The sequence below is a fragment of the Sporolactobacillus nakayamae genome (assembly GCF_900113325.1).
GTDB classification, from domain to species: domain Bacteria; phylum Bacillota; class Bacilli; order Bacillales; family Sporolactobacillaceae; genus Sporolactobacillus; species Sporolactobacillus nakayamae.
Map to the genome: position 1 here is coordinate 108,632 of NZ_FOOY01000010.1, position 13,204 is coordinate 121,835.

11 protein-coding genes and 1 other annotated feature are annotated in these 13,204 nt (G+C 44.1%); of the genes, 7 read left to right on the forward strand and 4 right to left on the reverse strand.

Features of this window, described 5'->3' with window-relative positions; translation table 11 throughout:
* Nucleotides 1–60 precede the first annotated feature (60 nt).
* On the forward strand, nt 61–819 hold the full coding sequence (locus BM003_RS08360; protein WP_093672034.1) for a MurR/RpiR family transcriptional regulator: 759 nt from the start codon (nt 61–63) through the stop codon (nt 817–819).
* A gap of 277 nt (nt 820–1,096) precedes the next feature.
* Here BM003_RS08360 and sspI read toward each other — a convergent pair whose 3' ends face one another.
* Nucleotides 1,097–1,300: a small acid-soluble spore protein SspI gene (gene sspI, locus BM003_RS08365; RefSeq protein ID WP_093672036.1), complete on the reverse strand. Its 204-nt coding sequence runs from the start codon at nt 1,298–1,300 to the stop codon at nt 1,097–1,099.
* Between the two features lie 112 nt (nt 1,301–1,412).
* Between sspI and BM003_RS08370 the strand changes: the two genes are divergently transcribed.
* From BM003_RS08370 to pheT, 3 genes are all read left to right on the forward strand, one after another.
* Entirely contained in the window at nt 1,413–2,171 is a 759-nt protein-coding gene (locus BM003_RS08370) for a TrmH family RNA methyltransferase (protein WP_093672125.1), read from the forward strand.
* Nucleotides 2,172–2,251: 80 nt separating this feature from the next.
* Nucleotides 2,252–2,485 (forward strand) — a binding site (T-box leader).
* A 73-nt stretch (nt 2,486–2,558) separates the two neighbouring features.
* On the forward strand, nt 2,559–3,596 hold the full coding sequence (gene pheS, locus BM003_RS08375; RefSeq protein WP_093672038.1) for a phenylalanine--tRNA ligase subunit alpha: 1,038 nt from the start codon (nt 2,559–2,561) through the stop codon (nt 3,594–3,596).
* 15 nt (nt 3,597–3,611) lie between these two features.
* Nucleotides 3,612–6,029, forward strand: a complete 2,418-nt coding sequence (gene pheT, locus BM003_RS08380; RefSeq protein WP_093672040.1) for a phenylalanine--tRNA ligase subunit beta — start codon at nt 3,612–3,614, stop codon at nt 6,027–6,029.
* 519 nt (nt 6,030–6,548) lie between these two features.
* On the opposite strand, the gene BM003_RS08385 is transcribed toward pheT, so the two are convergent.
* From BM003_RS08385 to BM003_RS08390, 3 genes are all read right to left on the reverse strand, one after another.
* Entirely contained in the window at nt 6,549–6,956 is a 408-nt protein-coding gene (locus tag BM003_RS08385; protein ID WP_342742015.1) for a M23 family metallopeptidase, read from the reverse strand.
* A 71-nt stretch (nt 6,957–7,027) separates the two neighbouring features.
* Nucleotides 7,028–7,333: a hypothetical protein gene (locus tag BM003_RS17830; RefSeq protein WP_218143233.1), complete on the reverse strand. Its 306-nt coding sequence runs from the start codon at nt 7,331–7,333 to the stop codon at nt 7,028–7,030.
* A 79-nt stretch (nt 7,334–7,412) separates the two neighbouring features.
* Complete coding sequence (locus BM003_RS08390; protein ID WP_093672042.1) at nt 7,413–8,039, reverse strand: TetR/AcrR family transcriptional regulator; 627 nt, start codon at nt 8,037–8,039, stop codon at nt 7,413–7,415.
* A gap of 378 nt (nt 8,040–8,417) precedes the next feature.
* On the opposite strand from BM003_RS08390, the gene BM003_RS08395 reads away from it, so the two are divergent.
* From BM003_RS08395 to BM003_RS08405, 3 genes are read left to right on the forward strand one after another with little or no spacing between them, the layout of a single operon-like run.
* Complete coding sequence (locus BM003_RS08395) at nt 8,418–8,969, forward strand: CvpA family protein (protein WP_093672044.1); 552 nt, start codon at nt 8,418–8,420, stop codon at nt 8,967–8,969.
* A gap of 48 nt (nt 8,970–9,017) precedes the next feature.
* Nucleotides 9,018–10,736: a DNA polymerase/3'-5' exonuclease PolX gene (polX, locus tag BM003_RS08400; RefSeq protein WP_093672046.1), complete on the forward strand. Its 1,719-nt coding sequence runs from the start codon at nt 9,018–9,020 to the stop codon at nt 10,734–10,736.
* Nucleotides 10,737–10,772: 36 nt separating this feature from the next.
* Nucleotides 10,773–13,124 carry an endonuclease MutS2 gene (locus tag BM003_RS08405; protein WP_093672048.1) on the forward strand — a complete coding sequence of 784 codons (2,352 nt, stop codon included), beginning with the start codon at nt 10,773–10,775 and terminating at the stop codon, nt 13,122–13,124.
* Nucleotides 13,125–13,204: the final 80 nt, after the last annotated feature.

The following is a 13,204-nucleotide window of genomic DNA, read 5'->3' on the forward strand; positions in this document are numbered from 1 at the left end:
GGATTAATAGAGACGTAATTAAATTCAATAAGGATAAATCAAAAATTAAGGCGGAGTCATATGGATTTTGAGTTAAGTGTAAAGATGAATTATGATCAATTGACTGATTCTGAAAAAGAAATGGTCAGATTTATGATGAATCGACCACAAGATGTGATCAATATGACAATTGTTGAATTGGGCAAAGCCATGCTTAGTTCCAAAAGCTCCGTGCTTCGCTTGGCACAAAAGCTGGGCTACCATGGATTTTCAGAGTTAAAATATGTTATTCGCGAATCGATGACGGTCTCTACCCTGGAGCCCTCAGATTTAACTCAATTATTAAAACAGGATTTGGATCGAACGTTTCGCTATGCGGATCAAACAAATTTCCAGCCGTTTTTACAAAAAATAAAAGGTGCGCGCATGGTCTTTTTGTATGCGACCGGATTTTCCCAGAATAACTTTACGAAGGAATTCTCAAAGGATTTGATGCTTGCAAATCGGGCAAACATGGTGATTTCCGGAGAGTCCAATTTGTCGATGAGCAGTTCTGTCTTGACAGAAGAGGACTTGATTGTATTCACTTCATTTAGCGGCGAAACACCAGGTATAAAGGATGTCGTTCGCATACTTAAAATGAAGAACATACCCATTGCAACGGTCACAAGATTCGGCAGCAACTTTTTGAGTGAACATACTGACTATTCATTTTTCTTTGAAGCCACACCACTGCCCAGTCGTCGTTATAAGCAATCTGTTCATTCACTTATTGGTCTGGAAGTGATCCTCGACGTGATTGCCAGAAAATATCGCGAGTTTATACTTTTTGATGAATAACTAAGAGATGAGCAAGCTTTTAATCATGGCAGCAATGCTGATCCAAAATTGCTACAAGTCGAGCCAAATAACTCGAATTCCATGATTGCAGGCAAAATTCCTTATGCTAATGTAAACGTTTGAAAAAAAATTGAAGGTAGTTCGGTGCTGGTAAGATGATATTGCTTTATACGCTCATTTGCTTTTTACTGCCCGTTTTGAATAAAGCATGTAGAAATCGTTGTAAATATAAATGAAATCGGAAGCTGCGTGCTCCCGATTTTCACGTGATATGTCGTTAAATTCCTTGCTCCAGACGGGTCAGCATCTGATCACGGAACGTGTTGTCCGATTTGTTCCAAAGTACTTCGAAAATGACGCCGAGTCCCGGCAGCATTTTTTCCTGACCATCCTGAATTGCGTCAACGACGGTGTCTTGAAGCTGCTGTTTGTTATTGCCGGATAAATTATGCAGAACGGCACGCCGAATATCCAAATCCATAAATTCGCAAATCCCCTTTCTTTGAAGCATTTAGTGTCGGTGATATGGTATAGTATGGGTAATAAACAGACAAATATGTACCGATCTTAAAGGGGCTATTATAGTGCGGCGAATGGTGTCATTACAAAATGAAAAAGTTAAACTATGGAAGAAATTAAAAATAAGAAAATGGCGGGACCGAGAACAAAAATATTTACTTGAAGGTCCGCATCTCGTCCAAGAAGCGATTTTTTCTGCAAAAGAACAGATCAACACGATTCTAATTGATGAAGCGTTCCATCTCCCTGCGGATTGGCCGCTTGAATCTATTGAAGTTTTCCAGGTGACGCACAAAATTTTTACTGAACTGTCTCAAACAGAAACGCCGCAAGGAATTATCGCGGTCTGTGATATGAGTCAATCCGCGGTCACATTACGGCCGGGACGCTATTTACTCGTTGACGGTGTTCAGGATCCGGGCAATCTGGGGACGTTGATCCGGACTGCAGATGCGTTTGGTCTTGACGCCATCTATCTTGGCGATGGCTGTGTTGACGGCTACAACGCGAAGACACTTCGTTCCGCTCAGGGATCGCATTTCCATCTACCGGTTATTCACAAAAATCTATTCAGTCTCGCTGATGAGATGAAAGAACAAGACATTCCCCTATATGGTTCCTCACTGCAAGGCGATGAACTGCATAAAGTTAAAGTAAATGGTTCTTATTACGGACTGGTTGTTGGAAATGAAGGTAACGGAGCTTCACCCGAGTTACTTGCGCAGATGGATCAGCAAGTAAAGATTCCGATGGCCGGACATGCGGAATCGCTGAATGTCGCGGTCGCATCAGGTATTTTGCTGTATTGGCTGGAGTCTGGGGGACTTGCATAACAGTATGAAATTGCCTATACTAGGTAAAGACTTGAATGACTGATTGGATTCATTGGTGTATTCGATGAACCAAAATGAATGAAAAAACTGTGATGGAGAGTAGTAATTCGGCATCATCAATCAGGGAGAGCATGTCGTCGACTGAAAGCATGCTTATGATCGAACCGAACGAATTCACTTCTGAGTTGCCATTTGAATGCCGGCGCGAATGCCGGTTCTAGAATGAGCCGGCATTCGCCGTTAAACGATTTTTGAGTGGGCAGTCTGCGAGCAGGCTGTCAAACAGGGTGGTACCGCGACGCTTCGTCCCTTTTTAGGGGCGGAGCCTTTTTGTTTTCAGCGGATGTTCAAAAAGTCTGGGAAAAAATAATGAAGGGATGAAGACAGATGTTAAAGGAGAAATTGCTTGAACTGCGCGCTCAGGCGCTTGAAAATATCGGCTCTGCCGAAGGATTAAAAGCACTTCAAGATGCGCATATTCGTTTCCTTGGCAAGAAAGGTCCGATTACGGAAGTATTGAAGGGTATGGGCAAGCTCTCAAGCGAGGAGCGTCCGGTAGTGGGACAACTGGCAAATGAAGTACGTAAACTCATTGCCGCAAGGATTGAAGAGAAGAGAGCGGAACTTGAAGCGAAACTGATTGAAAAGAAGCTTGAATCGGAAAAGATTGATGTGACACTCCCGGGCAGAAAGATAGCAACGGGCAGCAGTCATCTGCTTGGCTCAATTATTCGAGAAGTTGAGGATCTGTTCATTGGGCTCGGATTTTCTATTGAAGAAGGGCCTGAGGTTGAGCAGGATTATTATAACTTTGAAGCGCTGAACTTGCCGAAAGATCATCCGGCACGTGACATGCAGGATTCATTCTATATTACCGATGAACTCTTAATGCGTACCCACACATCACCCGTTCAGGCACATACTTTGGAAAAACACAAAGGTGTCGGTCCGGTTAAAGTTATCTGCCCAGGAAAAGTTTATCGACGTGATAATGACGACGCCACACACTCACATCAATTTATGCAAATAGAAGGATTGTATGTTGATCACAATGTGCGGTTAAGTGATTTGAAAGGCGTCCTGACGGTATTTGCAAAGCATATGTTTGGTGCGGATCGTGAAATCCGTCTCCGCCCAAGCTTCTTCCCATTTACCGAACCGTCGGTAGAAATGGATATTTCCTGCTTCAGGTGCGGCGGTCATGGCTGCAATGTCTGCAAAGGTACCGGCTGGATCGAGATTCTTGGTGCCGGCATGGTGCATCCGAACGTATTGCGCATGTCCGGTTTTGATCCGAACGAGTATACCGGCTTCGCGTTTGGCATGGGACCGGAACGAATCGCGATGCTGAAATATGGTATTGAAGACATTCGCCATTTCTACACAGATGATATTCGTTTCTTGAAACAATTTAATCGGGCGTAAGGAGGAGAATTGACCATGTTGGTTTCCTATAAATGGTTGCAAGAGTATGTAGATTTAAGCGGCGTTACGCCGGAAAAGTTAGCAGATAAAATTACAAATGCCGGGATTGAAGTGGAGCATATTGATTATCCCGGAGCAGGATTAAAAGGGATTGTTGTCGGCGAGGTAGAATCCTGTGAGCAACATCCCGAAGCGGAAAAATTGCATCTTTGTCAGGTGAACCTAGGTACGGAATCTGTTCAAATCGTATGTGGCGCGCCCAATGTCGCCGCCGGTCAGAAAGTGCCGGTTGCAACGGTCGGCGCAAGAATCGCCGATAATGTAAAAATCAAGCGCGCAAAGCTGCGCGGCGAGATTTCAAACGGCATGATCTGCTCACTCGACGAACTCGGTTTCGATCATAATTATGTACCTAAGGAATACGCAGACGGTATTTATGTTTTTGATAATGATGTGCCGGTCGGCGCGGACGCGCTTCCCTACTTGAACCTTGATGACGCGATTCTTGATTTGGATATCCTTGTGAGCAGTGCGCATTGTATGAACATGATCGGTGTTGCTTATGAAGTGGCCGCGATTCTGGATCAAAAGGTTCAATTGAAAAAGCCTGTAGTTGATGAAACGGATCAGATTGCAAGCGACAAAATCAGTATTTCTGTTGAAGCGACGGATAAAGTGCCTTATTATGGTGCGCGCATGTTGACGGGGATTAAGGTTGCCCCATCTCCACGTTGGATGCAGCTGCGCTTGATCGCGGCAGGTGTACGTCCAATCAGTAATGTGGTCGACATTTCGAATTATGTCATGCTTGAATATGGTCAGCCGCTGCATACTTTTGATTATGATCAATTCGGTTCGGATCACGTGTTGGTTCGTCATGCCGGCGAGAATGAAGAAGTGACGACGCTTGACGGCCAGCTGCGGAAACTAACTTCTGAGGATCTTCTGATTACCAATGGTAAAAAAGGTGTAGCCGTAGCGGGTGTCATGGGTGGAGAAAATACGGAAGTCTCAAGTACAACAGAAAATGTCTTGCTTGAGGCGGCTGTCTTCGATCCAATCTCGATCCGCAAGACGGCAGCCAGACTCCAACTGCGTTCGGATGCGAGCAGTCGTTATGAGAAAGGGCTTGACCGCAATCGTGTCGGACTTGCTGCCGACCGTGCCGCAGAACTGCTCACTCAATTTGCTCATGCAACCGTGCTAAAAGGCATTGTCGAAGCTGGTGAACGAACAGTTCCTGAACACAAGATTACGATGCCATGGCAAAAAATTAATCAGGTTCTAGGTTCTGAACTGACACGCGAGCAGATCGTCGGTACATTAAGACGGTTGAACTTCACGGTAGAAGTGGCAGATGAACTCATGCATGTATCTGTTCCTGCACGGCGATTTGATGTGACCATTCCTGAAGATCTCGTTGAAGAGGTTGGGCGGATTTATGGATACAATCACATTCCGGCGACGCTGCCTGAGGGCTCTTCAACGCACGCAGGGCTTACGCCTTATCAGAAAATTCGACGCAAAGTGGAACGCTTGATGGAAAGCACCGGTTTAAGCCAAGTGTATACGTATTCCTTAACGTCAAAAGAGAGCGCCTCGTCCTATGTGATTCATGATCAAGAAATTGAGCCGACGCAAGTGGTTTGGCCAATGAGTGAAGAGCACGCGGCGCTCCGCCAAAGCATTGTTCCTCAACTCGTAAATGTTGTCAACTATCATTCAAATCGTCAGATGCCGGATGTTAAATTCTATGAAATCGGTAAAGTATTTCTCCCGGTAAAAGGTGAACCAAGACCGGCTGAGGAAGAACATTTAGCAGGCATCATTACAGGAAAACGAACCGAACGTAATTGGGAAGGCGAATCGGCAGGGGTAGACTTTTTCTCAATTAAAGGAATTGTTGAAACGCTGTTTGATTCCTTAGCCGTTGCTGATCAAATAGAGTATCGTCCGTCAAAGCGTGACGGATTACATCCGGGGCAAACAGCGGATATTTTACGCGATGGTAAGGTGATTGGCTATCTTGGCGCTCTTCACCCGAAGGTTCAGAACGACAACGGATTAAATGCAACATTTGTATTTGAAGTTGCGGTTGAATCGCTCCTCCGTCATGGTAAAACGGCCATTGACTATCACTTCTTGCCGCGTTTCCCTTCAACGACCCGAGACATTGCCCTTGTTGTTAAACGCACAGTGTCGGCGTCGGATCTGGATCGCGTGATTCGCGAGAACGGGACGTCATTGTTGAAATCAGTGAGACTTTTCGATGTCTACGAAGGTAGTCATGTTGCCGAAGACGAGAAGTCCATGGCCTTTTCGCTCGTCTATTTTGATCCCGAGCGGACGTTGACCGATGACGAAGTGAACGCGGTTCACGAAAAAATCGTTCACGCATGTGCCGAACAATTAGGCGCGGAGCTAAGAGGATAATTCAGAAAAAATACATCTGAGGCCAATGTGATTCGTCACATTGGCCTTTTTTTTTACAAGTTCGACGATAAGGTCGTAGGATTCGGTTGGGTGACCAGGTAGGTAAGTGCCTAATCTGAAAAATAAGCGGAAAAATTCCGCTTATTTAGATAATGAAGGAAAAAATCGCTTGAATAGACGGAAAAATTCCGCTTATTGAATCGAAAAACGTGAAAATGGAGGTTTTTTCTGTGTATAAGCGGATAAATTACCCTTATTTACCTGTGAAACAAGCGCCCTGATGCAAATAACCGGAAAATCTCCGCTTATTTTACTCCGCGATTCTGTATTAAGGACCAAGTGGATTTATGAAACAGAAATGTCGCTCATTAATTGAAATTGACCCGCATTATTTAACGAATGAAAACAGGTGACAACACGCAAATATACTTTATGGACATTATGTCATTATTCAATGTGTTTGTTGATAGGTTCTTATTGCCTGCGATCTGTCGAAAAGCACCAGATGTATACCCGATATCACTTCAAAAATCGTATACGATCTTTTGCAGCAGGAATTTTATTCGTTATTTTTTCCCAGTTAGACCCGTTATATTTTTCGTATTGTTCGAAAACAAAAGGAATTCCGTTAGCTTTTTCAATATCAGCAGAATCCATCAAATGAAAATGCAAATGTGGTTCTGTAGAATTTCCTGAATGTCCAACTTTTCCTATTAGTTGTCCTTTTTGAACTTTTTCTCCTGCCTTAATCACAATAGAGTTTTTTTGGAGATGACAAAATACTGCATAGATTCCTTCTTTTTTCTTTAATAATACATAGTTGCCTCCGATTGATTCAAACCCATCTCGTTCAGAATCGAAGAAGAGGGAATTGTGGATTGCCAAAGGCTGGTCATGAAGCCAAGAAGCCTTCTCCCCATCTAGCACACTATTCTCAACAGTAACAACCTCTCCCGAAAAAGGAGCATAGACAGGTTTTCCAAAACAATAATAGCTTTCTAAAGGAATACCTTTGAGAAAATAGTCTGAGTTTTTTTATCATGAGTGGGGTGCTTTGCATTATCCCAGTTTACCTGAATAAAATCAAACGCATACCGTAACCCAAAACGATTGGTTCCATGGCTGGGAATACGGTCTGCTGGACTAACTTCAGTAACCCATTCTCCACGTAGCGGAAATTCAATGATAGTTACCTCTCTATCCATTATTTCGCCTTCTTTCTGAACTGATTTTTCTGGACTAATGTTTGTGAAAAAAGCTCCAATAAATAGCAAAATAAATAGTATGCTTAATTTTTTTATCATGCCTATGCATCCTGCCACCCTCCTTAACCTGATTAAAAAGATCACTCATTCATAGTTGAAATTACGTTCATATAAAGGATTAGTTCTGATAAAAAATTGATTCAAGGTCATTAATATATTCATTGAGTAACTTACTAGTTTTTATATAGTTAATACTGCTATACTCAGTATTCCTAATAGTTTCTAAAATTTGATTTGTAAAGCCAACATTAGACCAGTAAATAATTTGCTTGCATTTTTCTATATCTAAATTTGCTCTAAACCTTGCTTCACTTATCGAGTCGAAGATAGATGGATAACATGTAGTGTTTTGTATACTATGTCTTTTTGTTAGCTCATTATTTATTTCATTAGAACTAGTGGTCGATGAAAGTTTACTAAAATCAAGTATCCACGGATATTTTTTTAGTAGCTTAATTTGAAGAGCGTAAGACTGGCGGAGTCTAGTAAAGATATCTGTTTCATCATAATTGATTAGCTGATAATATTCTCTGTTAAGCAATTCTGCGAAATAGTCATATACGAATAGAAAAAGCTCATGTTTGCTACTTACATAATGAAACATCAAAGGTTTTGAAATTCCAGCTGCTTTTGCAATTTTATTTGTTGAAGCATCGTCAAATCCTTTTAATGAAAACTCTTTAAGCGCGGCATTTAAAATGGCATCACGTCGTTCACTAGTTAAATCCTGTAACCTTGTGTTCATTTAATTCTCCTCAATGTAAATTGACCTATTAGGTTAATGCTAGCGTAAAGTGTTTTACCTTATTGGTCACTATCATCTGCGACCGTATCTTGTTGATGCGAGTAACAGGAGTGTATTCAACTCTCAGCATGAGTTAAGTTCCAAGAGTGCCCGCTTTTTCTAGGGCATACAATTGAGCCAAACTTTTATTGCGAAGAACGGATGATCAATGATGTCGACTGGGTTGCCCCAAAACTTATCAGCACAAGCTAAATCATATTTTTCATCTGCCTGAGTTTCTGATATGATTAATACAAAAAGCGGCATGTTTCGCTATGTTCTATGAGGGCGACAACGAATCTTTATCATATGTAAAAAAAGAAAGTTGGGATAGATGTTATGCTTCTCACGTTCATTTTACTGATCGTACTTGCTTCGGGATTTTTTACTGGTTTCAGGCGTGGCCTGATTTTGCAACTGGTGCATCTGGCAGGTTTTGTCATCGCCTATATTGTTGCGATGATCTACTTTAAGCCGCTCGCCGGCACGTTGAAATTCTGGATTCCTTTTCCTACCTCCGCATCGCAAAGCGATATGTTTCAGTTTCTAGGAAATATGGATTTACAGACCGCGTACTATCGTGCAATCGCGTTCGTCATCTTATTTATCGCCACGAAAATTATCTTGAACATCTTCGGATCAATGCTCAATTTCTTGGCGGAACTCCCTATATTGCGGTCTGTGAACCATTTAGGGGGAGCGCTTCTTGGATTCGTTGAAGTCTATCTCATCGCCTTCTTCCTGCTGTATGCCGGATCGCTGACACCGCTAGGCGAGATACAATCAGCGATTGATAATTCGTCGCTCGCTCAATCAATGATTTCACACACTCCGTATTTTTCTGCGCTGTTAAAAGAGATATGGGTCGCGTTTGCGGTATGGATGGGGTAATCGCAAGATGTTATGTCTATTTTGCTCGATTTTAAAAGGTGAAGACTTGTGAATAAAAAACAGATTATTAATCAATTGGATACAATTGCGCTTTATCTAGAAATAAAAGGTGAGAACTCATTTAAAGTTGCCGCTTATCATCGCGCAGGGCTGGCCTTAGAAAATGATCCACGATCGATGGCCGATATTGACGATTTAAGCAAAATTAAAGGGATCGGAAAATCAACAGCTCAGGTCATTGAGGAATTAATGACTCGCGGAGAATCAAGTGTTCTTGCGGCCCTTGAAAAAGAAATCCCTTATGGATTGCTCGATCTGCTTCGCCTGCCCGGACTTGGCGGCAAGAAGATTGGAAAACTATATCGTGAACTCGGTGTCACTAGCCTTGATTCCTTGCGGGATGTATGTGAACATGGGAAGGTTCATGCACTTGCAGGGTTTGGGAAGAAAACCGAAGAACATCTGCTGCAAGCATTGAACGATCAGCAGCAGCGGCCGATCGTGTTGCCGATTCCTTATATGCTTGATCTTTCGGAAAAGATCGCACGCGTCTTGAAGTCGATGGAATCCATCAGCCGATTTTCTCATGCGGGCAGCCTCAGACGTGCGAAAGAGAAGATGAAGGATCTGGATTTTGTTATTGAAACGACTGATCATGAGAACGTCTCAGAAGCACTGCTTGAGAAATTACCGATTCATGAGATCGTTGGCAGAGGGGACGCCAAAATGACCGTCCTGCTTGATGATCCTAATCGGGTTTCTGTTGATTTTCGATTTGCCACGGTAGATTCCTATGCCTCGATGCTGCTGCATTTCACTGGTTCGAAGGAACATAATGTCCAACTGCGCCGAATGGCGAAGGAACGCAATGAGAAAATCAGCGAATATGGCGTCGAGATGGAAGACGGCACCATGCGCACATTCACTACTGAAGCGGAATTTTACCGCTATTTTGGTCTGAATTTTATACCTCCGCAGGCACGCGAGGGGAAGGATGAGTTAGACCGAGCGAAAGACGGGCCGCTTAACTTGATTCAGTTTTCCGACATTAAAGGCGACTTGCATATGCACTCAACATGGAGTGATGGATCGCATACAATCGCAGAAATGGCAGAAGCAATGCACGCGAAAGGTTATGCGTACGCTTGCCTGACTGATCACTCCCGCTCACTTCGGGTTGCAAACGGATTGAGCACGGAACGTTTGCTTAAACAAATTGATGAAGCAGCGAAAATTGATGATCAATACGATGATTTTACGCTGTTTTCCGGCATAGAGATGGATATTTTGCCTGATGGATCATTAGATTATCCTGACGAAGTATTAAGCAGGTTGGACTTTGTAATTGCTTCCATTCACTCATCATTTTCCCAAGATCAGAAACAGATCATGAAGCGCTTGGAAAATGCTTGCCGCAATCCCTATGTACGCTTGATCGCGCATCCAACCGGGCGCATGCTTGGCAAACGGAAGGGTTACGCCGTTGATGTAAACCGTCTCATTCAAATCGCAGCGGAAACAGGAACAGCGCTCGAACTGAACGCTAGCCGATTTCGACTTGATTTGTCTTCGGAGTGGTTGGGAAAGGTTCAGGATGCGGGCGTGAAGATCGCGATTGATACAGACAGCCATTCATTGAAGATGATGGACGACATGAAACTAGGCGTAGCGACAGCAATCCGCGCAGGTATAAAGCCGGAGAATGTGATTAATACATGGCCGATAGATCGGCTCAAGCAATTTTTCAATCAAAAGAAAAAATTTTAATCGATACGTATCCTCAAATAGAGGGAGATGTCATTGTTGAACAAACATGCACTGCGCATTCTTGAATATGAGAAAATTAAACAACAATTAATGCATTATACAGCTTCGTCTTTGGGCAAGAGCCGGATCGCAGACCTAACGCCATCTGGTGATCTGGATGAAGTGAAGCGGATGCAGGGAGAGACCGAGGAAGGCGCTACGGTGCTTCGTCTGAAAGGATCAATTCCGTTTGGCGGAATTACCGACGTTCGTTCGGCTTTGAAGCGTTCAAAGATCGGCGGAATTCTTCAGGCGAAGGAATTAATCGACATCGCCGATACAATCCGCGGCGCGCGCTTGATGAAAAGTTTTATCACAGATTTGGTTGAAGACCGCGCGCTTGATCTTCCAATCCTGATGGAGTTGGTTACAGCAATTGACCCGCCGGGAAGCTTGGAACGGAAAATCCGCAGTGCGATCGATGACCAAGGCGGTGTTATGGACTCAGCTAGTCCGGCATTGCGCCATATTCGTGGGCAAATCAGAACCTGTGACAGCCGAGTGAAGCAGAAGCTGGAGAACATTGTCAGATCGAACGCCAAGATGCTGTCTGAACAGATCATCACAATTCGTAACGATCGTCAAGTTATTCCGGTGAAACAGGAATACCGAGGATCATTTGGCGGAATTGTTCATGATCAGTCAGCCTCGGGCGCGACACTATTTATTGAACCGCAAGCCATTGTGGATCTGAACAATCAGTTAAGTGAAGCGCGAGCTAAAGAACGCCATGAAATTGAACGGATCTTGCGCCTCCTGTCTGAGGAAACAGCGGAATACGCTGAATCGATGCTTGAAAATGTTGAGGCACTGGCACAGCTTGACTTTATCTTTGCGAAGGCTGCCTATGGACATCAGATGAAGGCGACACGCCCCAAATTAAATGCCCAAGGTTTGATTCGTTTGAAGAAGGCACGCCATCCGCTGATTGACCGCGAACGTGTTGTACCGATTAATGTTGTGTTTGATGAGCATACACATGCGCTGATCATCACAGGACCGAACACCGGTGGCAAAACCGTTTCGCTGAAAACGATCGGTCTGCTCACACTTATGACCCAATCCGGTTTGCAGATTCCGGTGGATGAGGATTCAGAGGCAAGCGTTTTTCACGAGGTGTTTGCAGATATTGGTGATGAACAGTCGATTGAACAAAGTCTTAGTACCTTTTCCTCACATATGACGAATATTGTTGAAATTCTGAAACACGTTGATTTTAACAGCCTCGTTCTTTTTGACGAACTTGGTGCCGGAACCGATCCGCAGGAAGGCGCGGCGCTGTCAATGTCGATTCTTGACGCGGTTTATGGAAAAGGAGCAACGATCGTCTGTACAACGCATTACAGTGAATTAAAAGCGTACGCTTACGAACGGCCGGGTGTAATGAATGCGAGCGTGGAATTCGATGTTGCAACCTTGAGTCCAACCTATCGACTGCTGCTTGGCGTTCCCGGCCGAAGCAATGCCTTTGAAATTTCGCAAAAATTAGGCTTGCCGGCCGATATTATAGACGGGGCGCGTCTTCAAATCAGCACAGAGACCAATCAAGTCGACAAAATGATCGCTTCACTGGAAAAGAATCAGAAGGCTGCTGAGATGGAGGAAGAAAAAGCGCGCGAGCTGAAGCTTCAGGTTGAAGCGAAGGAAGCGGACTTATCTAAGAAATTAAGCGAACTGGAACGGTCGAAAGAAGACATTCTGAAAAAGGCGCGTGATAAGGCGGAGCGCGCGCTCAAGGATGCTCGGCGTGAGGCAGAGGAAATTATTGATGAGCTGCGCCATTTCAAGAGGAATGGTCAGGTTAAGGATCACCAATTGATCGATGCGAAAACCAAACTCACACACGCGCTTGACGCGCTCGAACAGACGGATTCTGCTAATAAAGCGAAGCCTGCTCAAGAGACAGGCTCCGGATTCCATCCGGGAGACACAGTGAAGATCCTCAGCTTCGGTCAGGATGGGTACATCGTCAGCAAGATCAGCAATCAGGAATATCTGGTTCAAGCCGGCATTTTAAAAATGAATGTCAAGGCGAGTGATTTGAAGAAAGTTAAAGAAAAAAAGAAAGTCAAACCGGTTGTGAACGTGCGTACATCGGGGCAAACCGTGCGTCCGGAATTGGACTTGCGCGGTGAGCGTTATGAAGACGCGATGCTTAAGGTCGAGAAGTATTTGGACGAGGCCTTGCTCGCCGGTTACGCGCGCGTCTCCATTATTCATGGGAAAGGAACCGGCGCGCTTAGAAAAGGCGTGACTCAATTGATTGATCGTCATCCACGTGTGAAAGCGTCACGATTAGGTGCACAAGGCGAGGGCGGAAGCGGCGTGACCGTCGTTGAATTCAAGTGACGCGGGCGCCAAGCTGAATAATGGCATCTGCTTCTTGCACATGCTATACTTTGTGACATAGAGCATTTTGAACTTTTTGA

What these genes read in the sequence shown, in the direction of transcription:
- BM003_RS08360 (WP_093672034.1), top strand. Translation starts at nt 61, where the DNA reads ATGGATTTTGAGTTAAGTGTAAAGATGAATTATGATCAATTGACTGAT.
- sspI (WP_093672036.1), bottom strand. Translation starts at nt 1,300, where the DNA reads ATGGATTTGGATATTCGGCGTGCCGTTCTGCATAATTTATCCGGCAAT.
- BM003_RS08370 (WP_093672125.1), top strand. Translation starts at nt 1,413, where the DNA reads ATGGTGTCATTACAAAATGAAAAAGTTAAACTATGGAAGAAATTAAAA.
- pheS (WP_093672038.1), top strand. Translation starts at nt 2,559, where the DNA reads ATGTTAAAGGAGAAATTGCTTGAACTGCGCGCTCAGGCGCTTGAAAAT.
- pheT (WP_093672040.1), top strand. Translation starts at nt 3,612, where the DNA reads ATGTTGGTTTCCTATAAATGGTTGCAAGAGTATGTAGATTTAAGCGGC.
- BM003_RS17830 (WP_218143233.1), bottom strand. Translation starts at nt 7,333, where the DNA reads ATGATAAAAAAATTAAGCATACTATTTATTTTGCTATTTATTGGAGCT.
- BM003_RS08390 (WP_093672042.1), bottom strand. Translation starts at nt 8,039, where the DNA reads ATGAACACAAGGTTACAGGATTTAACTAGTGAACGACGTGATGCCATT.
- BM003_RS08395 (WP_093672044.1), top strand. Translation starts at nt 8,418, where the DNA reads ATGCTTCTCACGTTCATTTTACTGATCGTACTTGCTTCGGGATTTTTT.